The 19,528-nt window shown below is 64.4% G+C and carries 16 protein-coding genes; 1 reads left to right on the top strand and 15 read right to left on the bottom strand.

The window, feature by feature from the left end; translation table 11 throughout:
- Positions 1–38: 38 nt before the first annotated feature.
- On the top strand, positions 39–2,321 hold the full coding sequence (locus ACFPN5_RS04150) for a polysaccharide biosynthesis tyrosine autokinase (protein ID WP_379780399.1): 2,283 nt from the start codon (positions 39–41) through the stop codon (positions 2,319–2,321).
- Positions 2,322–2,997: 676 nt separating this feature from the next.
- Here ACFPN5_RS04150 and ACFPN5_RS04145 read toward each other — a convergent pair.
- The 15 genes from ACFPN5_RS04145 to ACFPN5_RS04075 form a co-directional block, all read right to left on the bottom strand.
- Positions 2,998–4,191 (bottom strand): acyltransferase family protein, encoded by a 1,194-nt coding sequence (locus tag ACFPN5_RS04145; protein ID WP_379780397.1) that lies wholly within the window; start codon positions 4,189–4,191, stop codon positions 2,998–3,000.
- Between the two features lie 71 nt (positions 4,192–4,262).
- Positions 4,263–4,862: a phosphatase PAP2 family protein gene (locus ACFPN5_RS04140; RefSeq protein WP_379780395.1), complete on the bottom strand. Its 600-nt coding sequence runs from the start codon at positions 4,860–4,862 to the stop codon at positions 4,263–4,265.
- 10 nt (positions 4,863–4,872) lie between these two features.
- Entirely contained in the window at positions 4,873–5,463 is a 591-nt protein-coding gene (locus ACFPN5_RS04135) for a sugar transferase (RefSeq protein ID WP_379780393.1), read from the bottom strand.
- Positions 5,460–6,641 carry a DegT/DnrJ/EryC1/StrS family aminotransferase gene (locus tag ACFPN5_RS04130; RefSeq protein ID WP_379780391.1) on the bottom strand — a complete coding sequence of 394 codons (1,182 nt, stop codon included), beginning with the start codon at positions 6,639–6,641 and terminating at the stop codon, positions 5,460–5,462. The genes ACFPN5_RS04135 and ACFPN5_RS04130 overlap by 4 nt, the downstream gene beginning before the upstream one ends.
- A 3-nt stretch (positions 6,642–6,644) precedes the next feature.
- The gene (locus tag ACFPN5_RS04125) at positions 6,645–7,889 is read right to left on the bottom strand and encodes a glycosyltransferase family 4 protein (RefSeq protein ID WP_379780389.1); all 1,245 of its coding nucleotides are present in this window, start codon (positions 7,887–7,889) and stop codon (positions 6,645–6,647) included.
- Positions 7,877–8,668: a hypothetical protein gene (locus tag ACFPN5_RS04120; RefSeq protein WP_379780387.1), complete on the bottom strand. Its 792-nt coding sequence runs from the start codon at positions 8,666–8,668 to the stop codon at positions 7,877–7,879. Before ACFPN5_RS04120 ends, ACFPN5_RS04125 begins: the two co-directional genes overlap by 13 nt.
- Positions 8,665–9,360, bottom strand: coding sequence for a hypothetical protein (locus ACFPN5_RS04115; RefSeq protein ID WP_379780385.1), 696 nt, complete (start codon positions 9,358–9,360; stop codon positions 8,665–8,667). The genes ACFPN5_RS04120 and ACFPN5_RS04115 overlap by 4 nt, the downstream gene beginning before the upstream one ends.
- A 112-nt stretch (positions 9,361–9,472) precedes the next feature.
- Complete coding sequence (locus ACFPN5_RS04110) at positions 9,473–10,573, bottom strand: glycosyltransferase family 4 protein (protein WP_379780383.1); 1,101 nt, start codon at positions 10,571–10,573, stop codon at positions 9,473–9,475.
- Positions 10,479–11,750 (bottom strand): hypothetical protein, encoded by a 1,272-nt coding sequence (locus tag ACFPN5_RS04105; protein WP_379780381.1) that lies wholly within the window; start codon positions 11,748–11,750, stop codon positions 10,479–10,481. Before ACFPN5_RS04105 ends, ACFPN5_RS04110 begins: the two co-directional genes overlap by 95 nt.
- Positions 11,747–12,997 carry a lipopolysaccharide biosynthesis protein gene (locus tag ACFPN5_RS04100; protein ID WP_379780379.1) on the bottom strand — a complete coding sequence of 417 codons (1,251 nt, stop codon included), beginning with the start codon at positions 12,995–12,997 and terminating at the stop codon, positions 11,747–11,749. The genes ACFPN5_RS04105 and ACFPN5_RS04100 overlap by 4 nt, the downstream gene beginning before the upstream one ends.
- Complete coding sequence (locus tag ACFPN5_RS04095; protein WP_379780377.1) at positions 12,994–14,136, bottom strand: DegT/DnrJ/EryC1/StrS family aminotransferase; 1,143 nt, start codon at positions 14,134–14,136, stop codon at positions 12,994–12,996. Before ACFPN5_RS04095 ends, ACFPN5_RS04100 begins: the two co-directional genes overlap by 4 nt.
- Positions 14,137–14,176: 40 nt before the next feature.
- The gene (locus ACFPN5_RS04090) at positions 14,177–14,800 is read right to left on the bottom strand and encodes an acyltransferase (RefSeq protein ID WP_379780375.1); all 624 of its coding nucleotides are present in this window, start codon (positions 14,798–14,800) and stop codon (positions 14,177–14,179) included.
- Between the two features lie 2 nt (positions 14,801–14,802).
- Positions 14,803–15,864 (bottom strand): Gfo/Idh/MocA family protein, encoded by a 1,062-nt coding sequence (locus ACFPN5_RS04085; RefSeq protein WP_379780373.1) that lies wholly within the window; start codon positions 15,862–15,864, stop codon positions 14,803–14,805.
- Positions 15,865–15,886: 22 nt separating this feature from the next.
- The gene (locus ACFPN5_RS04080; protein ID WP_379780371.1) at positions 15,887–17,215 is read right to left on the bottom strand and encodes a nucleotide sugar dehydrogenase; all 1,329 of its coding nucleotides are present in this window, start codon (positions 17,213–17,215) and stop codon (positions 15,887–15,889) included.
- A gap of 53 nt (positions 17,216–17,268) precedes the next feature.
- Complete coding sequence (locus ACFPN5_RS04075; RefSeq protein WP_379780369.1) at positions 17,269–19,188, bottom strand: polysaccharide biosynthesis protein; 1,920 nt, start codon at positions 19,186–19,188, stop codon at positions 17,269–17,271.
- Positions 19,189–19,528 lie beyond the last annotated feature (340 nt).

The raw sequence follows: 19,528 nt of genomic DNA, 5'->3' as shown, positions 1-19,528 counted from the left end.
TCAGTGCCCCTAAGCGCCCCTGAGCCACCGGAGCTGCCATGACCAAACCCGCCGACCACCATCAGCTGACCCATGTGGTGCACAGCCCGCCGATTCTCAGTGTCCCGTTCGATCCGCGTCCTTCGTACACCGCCGCCGACGAGCCGACGGTCGACCTGAAGGGGCATTTCAACACCCTGTACGACAGCCGCTGGCTGATCGGCGGCATCACGGCCCTGATCACGCTCATTGCGGTGCTGTATGCGCTCGTCGCCAAGCCCGTGTACGAGGCGAACCTGATGATCCACGTCGAGGAAGAAAGTCCGAATGCCTCGAAGAACATCCTGAGCGAAGCGTCGTCGCTGTTCGAAACCAAGAAGGCGGCCATCGCCGAGATGGAACTGCTGCGCTCGCGCATGGTGGTGTCGCAGGCGGTCGACAACCTGCAGCTCTACATCGAAGTGCAGCCCAAATATTTTCCGGTGGTGGGGTTCTGGTTCGCCAACCAGAACAACGGGGCGCTGTCGAACCCGGGCCTGTTCGGCTACGGCGGCTATGTATGGGGCGGCGAAAAGGCCGAGGTCACCGTGTTCGACGTGCCGGAAGGCTGGCTCAATCGTGACTTCACCCTTACGGCGCGCGGCGTGAACCGCTACCATTTTTCCGGCGGCGGGCAGCGCCTTGCCTTCGACGGCACCGTGGGCCAGCGGTATCGCGTGCCGACCCCGGAAGGCATGATGGAGATCAAGGTCGACCGGCTATACGCCAATCCCGGCGCGCGCTTTCGCCTCAAGCGCAAGTCGCGCCTTGGCACCATCCAGGCGATCCAGACGGCCATGGTGATCACCGAGCAGGGCAAGCAGTCCGGCGTGATCGAAGTCAAGCTGCAGGGCGAAAACGCGAAGCGCATCAACGCCTTGCTCAGCGAAATCGGGCGCGAATACATGCGCCAGAACCTGGCGCGCAAGACCGAGGAAGCGGAAAAATCGCTGGCCTTCCTGAACAAGCAGCTGCCGATCCTGAAGCGCCAGCTGGAACAGTCCGAAGACCGCTACAACCAGTTCCGCAACTCGCATGGCACGGTCGACCTGCGCGAGGAAGCGCGCGTGAGCCTGGCGCAGGCAACGGCGGCGCGCGCGCGCCGGATCGACCTGATGCAGAAGAAAACCGAGTTGCTGGCGCGTTTCACGGAAGACCACCCGATCGTTGCCGCCATCAACCGCCAGCGCCTGGAAGTCGACGCCGAAATCGAGGACATCGCCGCGCGCATCAAGACCTTGCCGGTGCTCGAGCAGGACGAAGCGCGGCTGACGCGCGATATCAAGGTCAACACCGACCTGTACACGGCGCTGTCGAACACCGCGCAGCAGCTTCGCCTGATTTCGGTGGGACGGGTTAGCAACGTGCGCCTGGTCGACGCGCCGATCGCGCCGGAAAAGCCGCTCAAGCCGAACCGCCCGCTGATTGTCGCGCTGGCCGTGATCACCGGGCTGTTCCTCGGCACGCTGCTGGCCTTCGCGCGCAAGGCCTTGAAAGGCGGCATCGACGACCCGCAAAAGATCGAGCGGCTGCTCAATGCCCGCGTCGTCTACGCGTCCATCCCTCACAGCAGCAACCAGGACAAGCTGCTGCGCAAGGCTCGCAGTGAGACGTCGACCCTGCCGTTGCTCGCGCAGATCATGCCCGAAGACCCGGCTGTCGAAAGCCTGCGCAGCTTCCGGGCAGCCTTGCAGTTCTCGATGCCGCACTTTAAGAACAACATCGTGATGTTCGCCGGGCCGACACGCTCGCTCGGGAAATCGTTTATCGCTGCGAACTTCGCGGCCGTCATGGCCTCGAGCGGCAAGCGGGTGCTGCTGATCGACGCCGACTTGCGCAACGGGCACCTGCATCGCTATTTTGGTGTCGGGCGCGAGCGTGGCCTGTCGCGCTCGATCATCGGATCGATGCCGGTGGAAGACATCATCCACCACGATGTGATGGAAAACCTCGACTTCATCCCGACCGGGGAACTGCCGCCGAACCGGTCCGAGTTCCTGCTGCACCTGAATTTCGGCGCGCTGCTCGAATCGGTCAGCAGCCAGTACGACCTGGTCCTGCTCGATCCGCCGCCGATCCTGGCAGTCGCCGACGCCCTCATCATCGGTTCCCACGTGGGCGCCGTGTTCATCGTTGCCCGCGCAGGGATGACCACGGAAGGGCAGATCAATGAATCGGTCAAGCGCCTCAACCACGCGGGTATCTCGCCGCAAGGCGTGCTGTTCAACGACATGGCCATACGGCTGGGCTCTTCTGCCTCGCAGTATGGCTCCACGGCGGCGCAGATCGGGTACGTGACCTGAGGCTGGCGGGCGCCCTCTGCGGCAACCGGGGTCAGGCCTCAGGTGACGCCGTTGCGAACGCATTGCATCATCCACGCCAGGCACATGGGCGAGGCCATCCCGCTGGCCGCGTTAGCCCCACGGTGCCAACCACTGCAACATAGCGACACCGCGACGACACCGCAGCGAGACCGCCACGACATCGCGACGAGACAACAGCGACACCGCCGCGACACCCTCAGCACTAGCCTCTCGGCGCCCTGGGTTCATTGGACACGATGACCAGGAGGTCACTGCTGCCGCAACCAGTTGTGCGACACAGGGCGGCTGAAGCCACACCCACAACGCAGCCCAACGGCAGCCCCAGACGGCGGCAACAGTTCCGCGTCGAGAAGCGGAACAGGGCTGTATGGCTACCTTGATGAACGGGTCCGCTGGACCCGGCCTGGGGACACCACTCACCGGAGCAGTGTCATGACGGTCCAGTTGTGCGGCATCCAATTTCGTGCGACCGGTAAAACCGGCGTCGGGGGAGGGTGGCTGTACCGAGGCAGCGGCGACGGCTTTCGTCAGCACATGGGGTGACGATGAAGGGGGGCGAAGGAACGCGAGGCGTGTCGTCCGGCGAGTGTGAATGTACAACGCGCCCGCGGCCGTAAGCCGGCGCGGGCGCGTGTGCCAGCTGGCTTCCCGGGTCCTATTTTGTCGACAGCACGACTGCCGCCGGCGTCTTCGCTGTAGTCGGCAACAGCAATTTCTTTACAAAGCGGCGGACGCGGTAGGTGTTGCGCTCGAAGGCAAGATACGACAGGTAGGCCAAGGCCACCAGGATCGCCAGCATGCCGAAGTAGATCGCAAAGTCGGCGGCATTGCCCGGGTCAAGCTTGTTGCGGCCAAACTGCGTTGCGCCAATATGCTGCATCAGGTCGATCATCGGTACGTGCAGCACGTAGAGTGTGAAGGAAAATTCGGACAACCATTTGCCGAACGCCCGCAGCCGCCGCAGGATAGCTGAGTGGCGGTTGATCGGCTGGTGCATGGCGGCCAGCAGGACGACGACCGGCAGGGTACAGAGCAGGTCCTGGCCGAACGATGCCGGCAGGATGTCGTCGTTGATGCCGTACATCCGGTAATACACCGACACCCCGATCGCGACAGCCAGCAGGAGCATGCGGCTGCCAAAGGTGCTTTCGACACGAATGCGCGAGAATGCCGCGCCCAGCAGCCAGATACCGAAATACAGGGTCATGACGAAGGGAAGGAAGGCGACGGTGAGCGCGAGGAGGACGGCGCAGGCAGCCTGCTGCAACAGGCCGCGACCCGTGAAGATCAGCACCAGCAGGGGAAACTGGATGTAATACCAGGTCTCGTTGGCCAGGCTCCAGAGCGGATAATTGCCGCCGAACTTGTCGACCAAAATGGTTTGCACACCGAGCAGGTTGCCGAGAAAAGCGCCGGCCGAGAAGTTGCCGGCGCCCGGGCCGAATCCGGCCGGCTCCGGGGTGACGGCGCCGATCACCAGTCCTATGCCGAGCATCATGAACAGGGTCGGCACCAGCACCGTCCACAGGCGGGTCACCCGGTCGATCGCGTAGGAGCGCAGCGCCCGCGGCTGGCCGAGCTTGTTGAGCAGGCTGCCGCCGACCAGCCAGCCGCTGATGAGGAAAAACACCATCACCGCCTGGTGCGCGAAGCCCGTGAAAAACGCCAGCATCATGTAACCGATCCCGGGTTCTTCCAGGCCGCGCAGGCCAGGGTAGATTTCGGCACGCAGGTGGGCAGCGGCGACCTGCAGGGAAGCGATGCCTCTTAGCAGGTTCATCAGCAACGACTGCATCGAATCCTCGCTCAGCTGGCTCTGTCGCTGCCAATGAAATGAAAGGGCACGCATGTTCGTTCTCCTGTTCAATAAGAAGTCTCAACACTGTTCGCGGCTACAGCTCAGTTAACCTTGACTGCAGCTCAGTTACAACAGCCCCACTGAAATGGACGCGTATTACCCGACAGGGCCAGGGCCAGCTTGATCATCCAGTAGCCGATATGTGCCCCCTGCATGACCCACGCCGTTGCCGCGAATGCCAGCAGGCCGGCCGCCAGGCCCGCCAGGGGCCGTGGCGGCTGCGCCTCCTTTGCCACCCGGACCGTGCCCGCGGCCGCAGCCGCGCCGACCATCCAGCCGGCGCCGGCTTCTGCCGCGGTGTGTTCTTCGGTCGCGACGAGCGCGGAGGCAAGGCCGGCCCCAAGTAGCAGCCCGGCGGCCGCCGCTCCCAGCGCCAATCCTGGCCGGCCCTGCAGCAACACATAGAACAGCACCGGAAACACTGCCGTTACACCTGCCGCATGGCCGCTCAGAGCCTGGAAATCCAGTGCCGGAATGGCAATGCCCCAGCCCAGATAGGCCACCTTGCTGATGCCCACCAGCGCCAGCGCGCCGGAGAAGAACAGCAGCCAGTACCCGGCAGCGCGCCAGTGGCGCGCGGCCAGCAGCCAGGCGGCAATGGCGCTGGCCAGCGGCAACGTCAATGTCAGGTTGCCGAGGTAGAGGAAAGTGGTCCAGGACATCCGCCGCCCGTTACGGTACAATCGCGCGCAGGGTACGAACGAGGATGCGCAGGTCGACCCAAAAACTGCGCTCGTGCACATAGCGCACGTAGTACGCCAGCTTGGTGGGCAGGATGGTGTCGATGTACGCCTGTTCCGGGTCCAGCGCCTGGCCGAGGATGGCGTTTTCGTCCTTGTACAGGATCGAGGCCCAGTCGGTGACACCGGGCTTCACCGACAGCACCAGTTCGCGTTCGCGCGGCGGGTAGCAGGCGACATAGCGCGGGACCTCGGGACGCGGTCCGACCAGGCTCATCGTGCCGGCCAGGACGTTGAAAAGCTGCGGCAATTCGTCTAGCTTGTACTTGCGCAGGAAGTGGCCGGCGCGGGTAATGCGCGGGTCCCGGCCAACCGTCAGCAGCCGCTGCGGATCGCTCTGCGCGGCCATGGTGCGAAACTTCAGGATGTCGAACGGGACCCCGTACCGGCCGACGCGGACCTGGCGAAACAGGACCGGGCCCTTCGAGTCGAGCCGGATCCAGAGCGCGATCGCCGCCAGCAGCGGCGACAGCAGCAGGACGCCGATGGCGGAGGCGCACAGGTCGAAGGCGCGCTTGGTCATGACAGCAGCGTCTGCAGGGCCTGGATGACACGTTCCTGGTCGGCATCCTGCATGCGCGTGTAGAGCGGCAGGGTCAGCATCGCGCCGAAGGCGGCCTCGGCTACGGGGAAACTGGCCGGGTTGGAAGCGCAGTTGTCACGCCAGTAGGGCTGGCGGTGCAGCGGAATAAAATGCACGCTGGTGCCGATGCCCAACTGCGACAGGCGCAGGATCAGCTCGTCCCGTTGTAACGGGGCTTCGGCGCTCAGGCGCACCACATACAGGTGCCAGGCGTGGGTGCTGTCGCCCTCGGGGCGCGGCGGCAGGACCAGCGGCAAGCCCGCCAGCGCCGTGTCGTAGCGCGCCGCCAGCGCGGCGCGGCGCTCGAGGAAACGGTCGATTTTGCGCAACTGTTCGATACCGATCGCCGCCGCGATGTCGGTCAGGTTGTATTTGAAGCCAGCGGCCACGACTTCGTAGAACCAGGCCGGGGTCTTGGATACATAACGGTCGAAGGCATCCTGGCTGATGCCGTGCAGGCGCATCAGCCGGATGCGCCGTGCCAGGTCAGGGTCGCGAACGACGACCATGCCGCCTTCGCCGGTGGTCATGGTCTTGTTGGCATAAAAGCTGAAGACGGTGATGTCGCTGTCGAGCGTGCCGACCAGGCGGCCGCGGTAGCGCGTCGGGAAGGCATGCGCGGCATCCTCGACCACGCGCAGGCCATGCCGGCGCGCCAGGGCGAGGATGGCGTCCATGTCGCAGGCCATGCCGGCATAATGCACCGGAACGATGGCGCGGGTACGCGGAGTGATGGCCGCCTCGACTGCTTGCGGGGACATGTTCAGCGTCGCGGCGTCGACATCGACCAGCACCGGCCTGGCCCCGAGGTAGCGCACGACCTCCGCGGTGGCGGTGAAGGTGAGGGTAGGGACGATGACTTCGTCGCCCGGCCCGATGCCCAGGCTCTCGAGCGCCAGATGCAGCCCGGCGGTGGCCGAGTTGACCGAGATCGCCTGCAGGTCGGCGCCCAGGTAGTCGCGAAAGGCCGCCTCGAAACGGCGCGTGGCGGGGCCGGTCGTCACCCAGCCCGAGCGCAGGCAGGCGACGACGGCGGCAATTTCTTCCTCGCCGATGTCGGGCAGGGCGAAGGGCAGGAAAGCCGGGGCGGCTGTTTCGGCAAGCTGGTGGTCATCCATGTGTCAATCTCCCGCGCATGCAGTCAAGAATCGTTGCCCGAGTACCGGGTAGGTCAGGTTGTCGAGGGCATAGCGCTGGCCGCGCAAGCCCATCGCCTCGCGTTCGGCCGCAGGTTTGCCGGCCATGCGCAGGATGGCCGCCGCCAGCGCATGTGGGTCTTCCGGCGCGAGCGTCATTCCGCAGCCCGCTTCGGCGACCGGATCGTTGCCGGCCTCGACCGCGTGAAGCACCGGCCGCGCGGCCATCATGTAATCGATCAGTTTGTTCGGGGCGATACCGAAGCGGTACAGCGGCTGGCGCTGCCACCCGATATAGGCCAGGTCGAAACGGCGCAGCAGGGCAGGCACCTGGTGTTTCGGCACTGGGTCGAGGAAGTGCACGCTGGACAGGCCCATTGCCTGGGCACGGGCCTGCAGCCGGCGCTTTTCGGGGCCGCCGCCGGCCAGCACAAAGGCGATGCGCTTGCCGCGCAACAGCGAGGCAGCGTCGAGCAGGTTGTCGAGGGCATTGGCGACACCATGGGTGCCGGCGTAGCCGACGATACAGTCGGCCTGCGCGCGCGCCGCCGCGAGCGCGCTGTCGACCTGGGCGGGGAGGCCTGGCGAATCAAGCAGCCACTCGGTCGGGTCGGCGCCGTTCGGGACGATGTGCAGCTTGTGCGGCGCCATGCCGTGCGCTTCGAGGTGCTCGCGCACCTTCGGCAGGATCGAGACGATGGCGTCGGCATGGCGGCAGGCGTGGTTCTCGGCGGCCTGCAGCAGCATGATGAAAGGGTGCCAGCGCGAATAGCCGCCCAGTTCCATCGGCGACAATGGCCACAGGTCATGCAGCTCGAACAGCAGGCGCGCGCCGGCCAGGCGCGCGATCCGGTGCGCGGGCCAGATGTCGAGCGGATAGGTACTCGAGGCGATCACGACATCCGGATGGTCGGTGCGTGCCAGCGCCCCGCTTTCACGGTACAGGCGCGACACGAAGCTGAGCATGTTCGCGACCCGCCCCATGCCATTGCCGCGGTAGGCTGGCGTGGCGAACCAGGTGTAGTCGACGCCGTCGATGGTCTGCTCGAACCGGCTGCGGCCCGCCATGTCCGGGGCCTGAGCGCGGATGTGCGAATTCGATGCCGCGACGATCCGCACCCGGTGCCCCAGCCTGACCCATTCCCGCGCCAGATAATAGGGACGAAATTCCATTCCGTGCCGCACCGAGCCGGCATAGTGGTTAATCAGGAGGATGTTCAGGCGCGCCATGCGATCTCCTCGGCCACCCGGCGCAAATTGCAGCGGGTCGTTTCGATCCAGTTGGTTTCCCACTGAATCGGATGGGTCAGGAAGCAGATGCGATCGAAGCGGCCGAGCGCGTCAAAAGGCGACATCGGGTAGTAGTAGTGCGGGTATTCGCGGTCCGAAATGTAGGCGTCGAAATGGCGCAGCAGTTCGGCGTCGTACGACTCGCATTCGATGCCGCAGCGCTGGCGCAGCTCATGGTCGAGCAGCAGTTCGTGGTTGATGACCTTCAGGCGGCGGTTGGCGAAATCGCCGTGGCTGGCGACCGTCACCATTTTCAGGCCGAGACGCTCGGTAATGCTGTTGAAATTGCGGATGAACTGCTCGCGGATTTCGGGAAAACGGCGCCGGATCTCGTGGGGACAGCGGATGCGGTGCCGTTTCGCGTAATCGGCCACTTCCTCGTAGTGGTAGCTGGCCTCGCTGCCGGCCGCTTCGATCTCGCGCATGAAGCCGAAGTCGAGCGTCGTGAGCCGGAAATAGTAGCTGGCCGTGATGCCATGCTTGCGTTCCAACGCAAACATCTTCTTCGCGGTCCGCAGGTCGCTGTCGATGTCGTGCCGGTGCACCAGCACTTTGCGCAGCCGTTCAGCGGACGCAGCGGGCGCGGCGAGTGCGCGATGGAAGCTGCGCACCGACATTTGCGCATAACCTGCATCGTGGGCCCGCTGCAGCAGGCTGTCGTACTCGCCCAGCCGCGACGGCATCAGGTAATCGGCGTACAACCGGCGGATCATTTTCATGATTGCAATTTGTACTTCGCGCGATACGGGCGGAAGCCTAGGATTTTCTTGAATGTCTGCATGCCGGGATGTGCACCAAAGAAGGTGTCGTACATCAGGTAGCGTACTTGGCGTTCGCCGATCAGTTCCGACGCAATATCGACCACCATCATGTGCATGATGCCGTCGTTATTCCGGATTCCGATCAGCTGCGAAAAGGCGGCGAAATTGCCGTAATGGCCCAGGTTTGCATAAGCGACGAGCTGGCCTTCAGCGTTAAAGACGCCGTAATAACGGAAATGCGGCAGCGTTTCAAAATGCCCCTGCTTTTCCCGGTATTTGGCGTCCATCGGGCGGCCCTGGCGCTCATCGAGCGACGTATTGATGGCGTAAATGGCGTCGACATGGTCGTTGCGGTCGATCTGGCGCAACTGGTAACCGCGGTTCCTGGCACGCTTCGCGTGATAGGCGCCCGCGTTTTTTCCCTTGATCAGTTCAAGGTATTGATCGTGGTCGCTGAATTCGCCCAGGTCGAGCAGGGCGGCGCCAACGGTTTTGTGGCCAATCAATTTGTAGCGGGGATGAGGTTTGGTGTAATACCGGTAGGTTGCCCGAATGTCCACCGGATCGATTGCCTCGAGAAAGTGAAGCTCCGCCACAGGCAAGCGCAGGATTTCCGACAGCAGCTGGTAGTGGTGAGAAATCGATTTCATTTTAAGCTCGGCAAGTTTGAACATACGATAGGGCGGATCGTCGCTTGGCTTCTTGAAGCGGGTTAAATCCTTTCAACGGATAAAATAGAGTTAGGCGAGTGCTCCAGGGCGGTCACACGCTGTCATAGAACGCAATGAGTTTTTTGGACTCGCGCGCCCAGTTGTATTGTTGTTCGACTGCGCGCCGACCGTTCTCGCCCATCCGCGCCGCAAGCGCAGGATGCAGGACCAGGTGATCGATGGCGGCGGCGATCGCGGCCGGGTCGCCGGGATCGACGCAGACACCGCAGCCGTGGCGCTCGACGATGTTGCGCCACAGCGGAAAGCGCGACGCAATCACGGGAATGCCGGCAGCCATGTACTCGAACATCTTGACCGGCAGCGCGTCGAGGTAGTTGGCGACCGGATGCAGCGTGACCAGCCCGGCAACGGCACGCCGCATCAGGCCGCTCACGCCATTGCGGTCGAGGTAGCCATGGCGCAGGACGCGTTCCCAGCCGGGGTAGCCGCGTACCTCGGTCTCGAGTGCCGGCTCGGCAAACTGGCCGGCAAGGGCAAGCCGGGCACTCGAGCGGAGCAGCGCACAGGCGTGCACCAGTTCGCGGATGCCGCGGATCGCCGAAATGCTGCCGACGTAGCAGACTTCGCCGCCCTTGTCGCTCCAGTTCGTCTCGCCGTCGAATTCGCTCATGACGGGGTAATTGTTGATGTCGATCGAGCGTGCGTTGATGTGCGCAAATTTGTTGCGGATCGTGGGCGTCGCTGCGATGACGCCATCGAAACGGCGGCAGGCATAGCGCTCGTAGGCGCCAAACGAACTCGACAGCAGGCGTGCCGACGCCCGGCCGAGATAGGGCTTCGCCAGCAGTTGCGTCGGCACGTCCTCGTGCGAATCGAAGAGCACCTTGCGCCCCATGCGTTTGAGGCTGAGGCCGACAGGGATCAATTCCGGATCGTGCAACTGGTACACCTCGGCGTCGAGGGCGACTGCCGCATCGAAGACGCGCCGGGTCGTGCGCAGCATGCGGTTCGCGCGGCCGGCCAGGCATCCCACGTCGACGATACGCACGCCATCGCGCTCGGTATTGCCGGCGCCATCGGCCACCACCAGCGTGACCTCATATCCGTGTGCTGCCAGGCTGCGGCATTGCTTGACGAAAATCCGGGTGTCGTGACGCGGATGGGCCGAGGTCAGGTGTGCGATTTTTCGCATATTTTCTCTCGTAAAAATAGCGGGAACTTGCCCCAAGGGTGGCGCCGATCAACATGTCGGTGAAGTAGTGCGAAGTGAGCAGCAGCAGCACGGTGATGCAGGCCATCGAAAAGCCAAGCAGGAAAATCCCGCAATGGCGCGGCGCGAAGTACTCGCGCATGAACATGGGAATGATCGGTACCACGGTGAGCAGGGACAGGTAAACCATCCCGAAAGCGCCGAGATCGACCCAGGCGGACAGGACATTGTGCGAGTAATAGCCCGGCTTGTAGCTCGCATAGTCGCCCAGCAGCGGGTTCGCCAGGATGGTCTGCACGGCGTGCACGGTCAGGTGCTGGCGCATGTTGGCCGAGGTCGATCGCGACAGGTCGAGCAGTTCGAGGATGCGGTTCGCCGGCAGGGCCGCCAGGATACGGTCGAAGTACAGGTGGATGACGAAAAACAGGATGAGCCCGCACAGCAGGAAATGCAGTTTGTGCCGCGAGTAGTAGAACTCGATGATCGGGATCGCGAACATCAGGGCCGCAAACTCGCTGCGCGCCGTGTTCAGGAACAGCGTGGTCGCACCCAGGGCATGCAGCACCAGGCGCAGCGGGAGCGAACGCGTGAAGGCGATCACCGGCACGAAGGTGATCAGGTAGGAACGGGCGAAGCCCTGGTAGGTGGCGAGCGCGTCGGTATCCTTGGCGATGCCCATCGAGCCCAGGTAGAACACCCCATCGACCGAGTACGACACCGCGATGGCCGACATTCCGGCAAGGCTGAGCAGACCCATGATCCGGAAGGGGCGGCCGTCGAAGTCGAGGAAGCTCGCGATCACGAACATGTTGAAGATGAACAGGATGCCGAGCAGATGGTTGCCGACGATCGTCCGGTTGGCGCCGGCGGCGGCGTTCACCAGGATCACGGCGACGAAGTAGAGCAGGAACAGGCCCAGGTGCAGGTCAACGGGGTGGAAGCGGCGCGGGTCGCGCTGCATCCGGCCGACATAGAGAAAAAATAGCGGCAGGACGAACAGCAGCGATACTGGCGCGAAGTAGCCCCCAAGGAAGGCACTGATCGCCCCCGTGCCCAGCAGCGTGTGATAGAAGAAAAAGCCCGGGAACAGCATGAAGAATGCGGCGAGCAGGATGGCCTGCTCGCGGCGGGAGGTGCGGCGGATAGGGGAAGGGTTCATGCTGCCGCCAGTCGGTTTTGTGAACACTGCCAGGACATGTGCAAGTAGACGAGGTACAGCGTCGAGTAGCCGAGCGCATACCAGAGCACGTTGTCGTGCAGCGAGCCCGGCATGACGAAGACGCCCAGTGTCATGACGAACAGGGTGATTTGCCACCACATGTCGACGTTCTGCCTGCCGGTCACGAAGAAGACGTAGCTGAGCGGGCTGGCGATGAAATTCAGGAAGTACAGGGGCGCAAGGATCTGCGCCAGTTCGCCGGCCTCGCGCCAGGCGGGGCCGAACACCCAAGCAAACAGCTGCGGCGAGAACAGCAGCAGGGTCAGCGATGGCAGCAGGCCGAGCAGCAGCAGCACCTTGAAGGTGTAGCGATACGCCTGCTTGCAGTGGCCGACTGCCTGGTACTCCTGCACCGACTGGCGCTTGAAAACTTCCAGCACGGAGGCGGCGAGCAGCGAGATCGGCGCTGCCAGCACGCGCTGGGTGAGGGCGAACAGGCCGGCCGCCAGGGCCCCATGGCGCATGCCGATCAGGATCAGCGGCAATTGCCCGACCAGGCTGTTGAGCAGGTTGGAGGGCAGGGTGTACTGCCAGAACTTGCGGTGACGGTGGAGGTAGGCACGCGCGTCCGGTCCGAGCGTGAGCGCCAGGGGCGCCCGTGGCGGATCGAGCAGGCGCCGCGCGACCAGCAGCCCGGTCGCCACGCCGATCAGCTGGCCAGCCAGTAGCCCGAGGGCATCGGCGCCGCAGGCCAGCAACAGCAATTGCGCGGCGGCGATGGTGCCGGCGCCCCAGATCTTCGCGCGCGCCGCCTTGCCGAATGCGTTGTGGGATGTGGCATAGGCGATGAGCGTCTGCATGTTGGCGGTCAGCCAGGTGCCCACGCCCACCGTCAACAGGGCCGGCCAGGACAGCTGGCGTACCGCCGGTACATCCAGGAGATGGGCCAGCACGGCGAGGCTGGTGACGAGGACCGCCGTGATCGTGGCCGTGTAGCGCACGACGCCGAAGCAGGTGCGCTGCTGCTCGGCTTCGTGGTCGAGGATCATTGCCGTCTCCATGCGCAGGGTGGCGCCGACGGCCGCCACCGCGACCACGGCCAGCCACAGGCTGAACGCGCCCATGTCGGCGGGCGTGCACATGCGCGTGATCAGCGGTGCGGCCAGCAGCGGCAGGGCCTGGGCGCCGAGCGCGCCGCCCAGTACCGTGATCACGTTTTTCCAGAAGGTCGGCAAGGATGGCGTCATACTGCTGTGGGAGCGAGCGCTTCGGGATCAACATCGACGGCCGGGACGGGGATGCGCAGGGCGCGCAGCAGGGCCTGCGCCACCTGGCGCGCCTCTTCCTCCGGCAGGTAGGGGCCCATCGGCAGGCTCAGCACGCGTGCGGCCATGCTGCTCGCCACCGGGCAGGCATCGGCGGTGGAGAGATGCGCATAGGCTGGCTGCAGGTGCATCGGCACCGGGTAGTGGACAGCCGTCGGGATGCCGGCCGCATGCAGCTCGGCCTGGACGCGTTCGCGTTCCTCGACGACGACCGTGTACTGGGCGAAGACGTTGGTGCGGTCGCGTGCCTGGCCAACGAGCTGGACACGCCCCGACAGCAGCGCTTCATAGCTGTCGGCGACGCGCTGACGCTGGGCGATTTCCCATTCGAAGCGCTCGAGCTTGGCCAGCACGATCGCGCACTGCAGCGTATCCATGCGCCCGCCCACGCCGACGCGCGTATGCACATAACGGCGCGACTGCCCGTGCACGCGGATTTCGCGCGCCGCCGCCGCGATCGCGTCGTCGTTCGTGAAGAGCGCGCCGCCGTCGCCGTAGCAGCCCAGCGGTTTGCTGGGGAAGAAGCTGGTGCAGCCGATGGTCGACAGGTTGCAGCTCCTGCGGCCGCGGTAGGTGGCGCCGAAGCTCTGGGCCGCGTCTTCGATCACCGCCAGCTTGTGGCGCGTGGCGATCGCGTTGATTTCTTCCATGTCGGCTGGCTGGCCGTAGAGCGAGACAGGCATGATGGCGCGCGTGCGCGGGGTGATGCGTTCTTCGATCAGGCCCGGGGCGATGTTGCAGGTGGCGGGGTCGATGTCGACGAACACGGGCACCGCGCCGAGCAGCACGATGACTTCCGCCGTCGCGATGAAGGAAAACGGCGTGGTGATGACTTCGTCGCCTGGACGCAGGCCAAGGGCCATCAGCGATATCAGGAGCGCTTCGGTGCCGGACGCTACCGTGATGCAGTGGCGCGCCCCGGTGAAGGCGGCGAGCCGGGCTTCGAGTTCGGCCACTTCAGGCCCGAGGATGTATTGGCCGTGCTCGAGCACCGCGTTGATCCGGGTGTTGATCAGCTCTCTCGAGGCGCGATACTGCGCTTTCAGGTCGATGAATTCCATGATGTCGGCTGGCCCAGGTTGCACTGCTAGGGTTGAACTGCTAGGGTTGAGCTGACGGGGCGAGCATGCAGACGCCGTCCTGCAGCAGGTAAAGGTCGCCGGTGTGCTGGCACAGGGCTTCGCCGTTGCCGGCCAGGTCCAGCGGCAGGCGCTCGCCGAAGCGGCTCATCCAGCCCAGCTGGCGCGCCGGCACGCCGGCCATCAGGGCAAAGGCCGGCACGTCGCGCGTGACGACCGCGCCGGCGCCGATGAAGGCGTATTCGCCGACCGTGACCCCGCAGACGAGCGTGGCGTTGGCGCCGATGGTTGCGCCGCGCCGCACCAGCGTGCGCCGGTACTCGTTCTTGCGTTCCACGGCCGCACGCGGATTGTGGACATTCGTGAACACCATGCTCGGGCCGCAGAAGACCTCGTCTTCGAGCGTCACCGCGTCATAGACCGAGACATTGTTCTGGATCTTGACGTGGTTGCCGATGAGCACATCGTTGCCCACAAAAACGTTCTGGCCGAGCGAGCAGGCCTCGCCTATGCGCGCGCCGGCGCAGACATGGGCGAAATGCCAGACGCGCGTTCCGGCCCCGAGGGTGGCGCCGAAGTCGACGATGGCGCTGGCGTGGACGATGGCGCTGGCGTGCACCGTTGGGGCGATGGCGGGGCGGTCCATGGTCAGTACTCCAGCGGCAGCGCGACGCGCTTGCCGTCGCGCGCGGACATGTAGGCGGCCACCAGCACCTCGAGCGACTTCAGGCCTTCGCGCCCGTCCGTTTCGGGTTCGGCTTCGCCGCGCAGGACCTTGATGACGTTGTCGTAGTACAGCGGGTGGCCGAAGCCGTACACCGACGTGGTCTGGTAGCTGGCGTCGCGCACCAGCTCGTCGTCGGGGTCGGGCTGGGCGAACTCCCATTGCTGCACTTCGTTGACGGCGACGCCGCCGATGCGCACCGTGCCGTGCTCGCCGAGGATCGTGATCGAGCCTTCCATGTTGCGGGGGTAGGTCAGCATCGTGACGTTCATCGAGCCGAGCGCGCCGTTGCGCCAGCGCAGGCTGATCACGCCGGTATCCTCGACTTCGATGTTGCGCGCCAGCGTGGCGGTATAGGCCTGCAGGCTTTCGACGGGGCCGACGATCCAGTCGATCAGGTCGACGTAGTGGCTGGCCTGGTTCATGAAGGCGCCGCCGTCGAATTCCCAAGTGCCGCGCCATGCGGCGCTGTTGTAATACTCCTCGGGGCGGGTCCAGAACACGTTCAGGTTGACCATGTAGATCCGGCCGAAACGCTTTTTCTCGACCGCGCGCTTGAGCAGCTGCAGGGTGGCGTTGCGCCGATTCTGCTTGACGACGAACAGGCGCACACCGGCCGCATCGGCTGCCGCGACCATGCGCTTGCCGTCTTCCCAGCGCGTGGCCATCGGCTTTTCGGTGATGATGTGGCGTCCGGCGCGGGCGATCTGGACCGCCTGCTCGGGGTGCAGGCCGGACGGCGTGGTGACGATGAATGCGTCGGCGTCGCAGCGCGCCAGCATATGGTCGAGGCTGGTGTAGGCCTCGGCCCCGGTCTTGTCGGCAGCCTGGGCCAAGCTGCGCGGGTCGATGTCACACACCCCAGCCAGTTCGCAGCGATCGCTGTGCTGGCGGATGGCACCGAAGTGGTTGTTGGCGATGCGGCCACAACCGACCAGGGCGAAACGGATCTTGCGGTCAAGAATGGCAGGAGGATAGTTGCGCATGGTCTTCTCCGGTGCACACGGTTCAAGCCTTGACGACGTGGGGCAGGCGTTCCAGGTACACGCCGCGGGTGTCGACGATCAGGTTGGCGTGGCGGCGGATCATGTCGTAGTCGAAAGCGCTGTGGCTGGTGGCCAGCAGCACCAGGTCGTAGGACGCGAGGGTCTCCGGCGTCAGCGCCACGCTCGACAGCTCGAAGCGGTGCTCGCGCATGCGCGGGAACACGGGCACGTGCGGGTCGGAATATTCGACGTGGGCGCCCTTGTCGCGCAGGATCTCCATCAGTTCGACCGAAGGCGACTCGCGCATGTCTTCGACATCCTTCTTGTAGGCGATGCCCAGCACCAGCACCCGGCTCCCCATCACCGAGCGGCCGCGCTGGTTGAGTGCGTCGGTCACCTTGCCGATCACCCAGTGCGGCATGTCGCTGTTGATTTCGCCGGCCAGCTCGATGAAGCGGGTGTGCACGCCGTACTGGCGCGCCTTCCAGGTGAGGTAGAACGGGTCGATCGGGATGCAGTGCCCGCCCAGGCCCGGGCCCGGGTAATAGGGCGTGAAGCCGAACGGCTTGGTGGCGGCGGCGCGGATCACCTCGTGGATGTCGATTTCCATCTTGTCGGCGATGATCTTCATTTCGTTGACCAGGCCGATGTTCACCGCACGGTGGATGTTCTCGAGCAGCTTGGTCAGCTCGGCAGCCCGGGTCGAGCTGACCGGCACCACGCGGTCGATCGCCGCTCCATACAGGGCAACGCCGGCCTCGAGGCAGGCCGCGGTGCTGCCGCCGCAGACTTTCGGGATGGTGCGCGTTTCGAAGTTCGGATTACCCGGGTCTTCGCGCTCCGGCGAGAACACGAGGAACACGTCGCGTCCGACCACCAGGGCGCGCGACTCGAGGCGCGGGCGCAGTTCTTCCTCGGTGGTGCCGGGATAGGTGGTGCTTTCCAGCGAGACGAGCTGGCCCGGACGCACGAAGGGCAGCAGGGCGTCGGTCGTGTCGAGCACGAACGACAGGTCCGGCTCGCGGTAGGCGTTGAGCGGCGTCGGCACGCAGATGATCAGCGCATCGGGCTCGCCGGCGCGGGTGAAATCGGTGGTCGCTTCGAAACCGGCGGCACGCGCCGCGTCGATCTGGGCGCTCGGGATATGCTCGATATAGCTCTGGCCGCGGTTGAGCTTTTCGACCTTGGCTGCGTCGATGTCGATCCCGAGCACGCGAAAGCCCGCGTCCGCGTAGCGCAGCGTGAGCGGCAGCCCGACATAGCCGAGTCCGATGATGCCGATGACCGCGGTGCGGTCGCGCAGTTTGGCAACAAGCTGCTGCAGGTGGGCCGATTGGTGTTCGTCGCGCATGTGTATCCTCGCCAACAGTGGGGGTAAGGTGGAGTGGTGCTACGGATGGCCGCTTAGATTCGGAACGGCACGAATTTATTGATCAGGCTGAGCCGGGCAGGCTCGGGCACGGGCTCGGGCGCCTGGGCGGGGGCCGCACTCGGGATCTGGGGCGTGTATTCGCTGACGATGGCCTTGACCATCGACTCGATCATGGCCCGCTCGTGGGTTTCGCAGGCCATCATCAGGCAGGTGATGCAGGTTTCCAGCACGCTCGGGCGCAGTGCGTTTTCCTTCATGCGCATGATGCGGGGATGCTCGCTGGGGAATACCGTGCCGTCGGTGAGCAATTCCTCGTGCAGCTTTTCGCCCGGGAACAGGCCGACGAACTTGACTTCGATGTCGCCGGCGGGGGTCTGCGGCGTTTTCTCGGTCAGGCCCGACATGGCCAGCAGCGTGCGCGCCAACTCGACGATGCGTACCGGCTCGCCCATGTCGAGGACGAACACGTCGCCGCCCTTGGCCATCGCGCCGGCCTGGATCACCAGCTGTGCGGCCTCGGGAATGAGCATGAAATAGCGCGTCACTTCCGGATGGGTGATCGTCAGCGGCCCGCCGCGTGCGATCTGGCGCTGGAACAGCGGGATCACCGAGCCCGACGAGCCCAGCACATTGCCGAAGCGGACCATGCAGAAGGTGGTCTTGGTACCGTGCGTGGCCGCGGCGGCCTGGAAGATCAGCTCGGCGATGCGCTTGCTCGCACCCATGATGTTGGTCGGACGGACCGCCTTGTCGCTGGATATGAGCACGCAGGTTTCGACGCCGTGGGCGGCGCAGGCCGTTGCCACGACCTGGGCGCCGAGCACGTTGTTGCGCAGGCCCTCGACGATGTTCGACTCGACCAGCGGCACGTGCTTGTAGGCGGCGGCATGGTAAACGGTATCGACATGGCCCTCGCCGAGGATGCGCTCGAGCAGGTCGGCGTTGCAGACCGAGCCGAGATGGGCGTCGATACGCAGGTCGGGGAAGCGCGTGACGAGTTCCTGGCGGATGGTGTAGAGCGCGTATTCAGAGTGGTCGAGCAGGTGCAGCCGGGTCGGACCAAGGGTGACGATCTGGCGACACAGTTCGCTGCCGATCGAGCCGCCGGCGCCGGTCACGAACACGGTCTTGCCGCGTACGCAGCGGGCAAACAGGTCGAGCCGCGGCGGAACCGGGGGACGGCCGAGCAGGTCTTCGAACTTCAGCTCGCGAATCGAGTCGCGTGGCTGGGCCCGGTCGTCGGCGAGGTCGACCAGCCGGCTCAGGATCTTGGTCGTGACGCCGGCACCGGCCAGGCGCTGCATGATGTCGCGCAGGCGTTCGGCGGGCATGCCCGGGACGGCGATGACGACGGTGCGGATGCCGTGCGCGGCCACCAGGTCGGCCAGGCGGTCGGTATGGAATACGCGCAGTCCGGCGATCGTGCGGTCGTTCAGGGCGCGCTTGTCGTCGAAGAAGCACACGGGGCGGTACTCGTCGCTGTTGCGCATGGTTTGCGCCAGCCTGGCGCCGGCCTCGCCCGCGCCGTAAATGGCGACGGCGTCGGAGGTGGGACGGCGTGTGCTGTGGCTGCGCAGGAAGTTGCGCATGCCAATACGCGAGGTGACGACATACGAGAAAACGATAAACCAGTAAATCGCGAGGGCACTGCGCGGAAACTGCGCATCGTTAATGGCAAAGAGCACGGCATAAGCACACAATACGGCAATGCCGAGCGCAAAACCGGTAGCGCTTAACAAACGGCCGTCGATAAAGCGGATGACGGCGCGGTACAGATCGGACATCGACAGGGCGGCGACCGTGACCAGCGCCACGATAATATAAGAGGTCACGCCGTAATTGGAGGCATGTTTCATATCGCCGAAGCGTAATAACATGGCGATGAGAAAACATAATGGGAGTGCAACCAGGTCGATCGCGACCATCAGTGCGATTTTGGCGGTGCGATGCATCGATACCATTCCTGCACAAAACTGGCTTAATACTTGGGCGGATAAAGTAGGCATGGTGATCGCGTGACTCGTCAGGTAGGTTGCAGGAGAAGCAGAAAGACGATGCGCAAAAAAGAATGGAAATGAAATAAACGCGTATTAAATGCCAATGGATATATTTATTTGTTTAAGTAAGGAGCGGGCGACGATTAGACTTGCTGTTGCTGAGTAAGTTTATTATCGATGGGCTACTGAATGATGAGTTTGACCCTGCTCAACCGCCAATTCCGAATTAAAACAAAGTTGCCAATTTATTTATTAATGGAAATGAATTGAGGAAATAAATCGCAAGCTCAGGTGT

This window comes from Massilia niabensis (genome assembly GCF_042655085.1).
Classification (GTDB): Bacteria; Pseudomonadota; Gammaproteobacteria; order Burkholderiales; family Burkholderiaceae_D; genus Telluria; species Telluria niabensis.
The sequence above is the reverse complement of the archived record's forward strand: the minus strand, read 5'-3'. Positions and strand labels throughout refer to the sequence as shown.

Coding starts and splice junctions, on each gene's coding strand:
- ACFPN5_RS04150 (WP_379780399.1), top strand. CDS start 39: ATGACCAAACCCGCCGACCACCATCAGCTGACCCATGTGGTGCACAGC.
- ACFPN5_RS04145 (WP_379780397.1), bottom strand. CDS start 4,191: ATGCGTGCCCTTTCATTTCATTGGCAGCGACAGAGCCAGCTGAGCGAG.
- ACFPN5_RS04140 (WP_379780395.1), bottom strand. CDS start 4,862: ATGTCCTGGACCACTTTCCTCTACCTCGGCAACCTGACATTGACGTTG.
- ACFPN5_RS04135 (WP_379780393.1), bottom strand. CDS start 5,463: ATGACCAAGCGCGCCTTCGACCTGTGCGCCTCCGCCATCGGCGTCCTG.
- ACFPN5_RS04130 (WP_379780391.1), bottom strand. CDS start 6,641: ATGGATGACCACCAGCTTGCCGAAACAGCCGCCCCGGCTTTCCTGCCC.
- ACFPN5_RS04125 (WP_379780389.1), bottom strand. CDS start 7,889: ATGGCGCGCCTGAACATCCTCCTGATTAACCACTATGCCGGCTCGGTG.
- ACFPN5_RS04120 (WP_379780387.1), bottom strand. CDS start 8,668: ATGAAAATGATCCGCCGGTTGTACGCCGATTACCTGATGCCGTCGCGG.
- ACFPN5_RS04115 (WP_379780385.1), bottom strand. CDS start 9,360: ATGAAATCGATTTCTCACCACTACCAGCTGCTGTCGGAAATCCTGCGC.
- ACFPN5_RS04110 (WP_379780383.1), bottom strand. CDS start 10,573: ATGCGAAAAATCGCACACCTGACCTCGGCCCATCCGCGTCACGACACC.
- ACFPN5_RS04105 (WP_379780381.1), bottom strand. CDS start 11,750: ATGAACCCTTCCCCTATCCGCCGCACCTCCCGCCGCGAGCAGGCCATC.
- ACFPN5_RS04100 (WP_379780379.1), bottom strand. CDS start 12,997: ATGACGCCATCCTTGCCGACCTTCTGGAAAAACGTGATCACGGTACTG.
- ACFPN5_RS04095 (WP_379780377.1), bottom strand. CDS start 14,136: ATGGAATTCATCGACCTGAAAGCGCAGTATCGCGCCTCGAGAGAGCTG.
- ACFPN5_RS04090 (WP_379780375.1), bottom strand. CDS start 14,800: ATGGACCGCCCCGCCATCGCCCCAACGGTGCACGCCAGCGCCATCGTC.
- ACFPN5_RS04085 (WP_379780373.1), bottom strand. CDS start 15,864: ATGCGCAACTATCCTCCTGCCATTCTTGACCGCAAGATCCGTTTCGCC.
- ACFPN5_RS04080 (WP_379780371.1), bottom strand. CDS start 17,215: ATGCGCGACGAACACCAATCGGCCCACCTGCAGCAGCTTGTTGCCAAA.
- ACFPN5_RS04075 (WP_379780369.1), bottom strand. CDS start 19,188: ATGCATCGCACCGCCAAAATCGCACTGATGGTCGCGATCGACCTGGTT.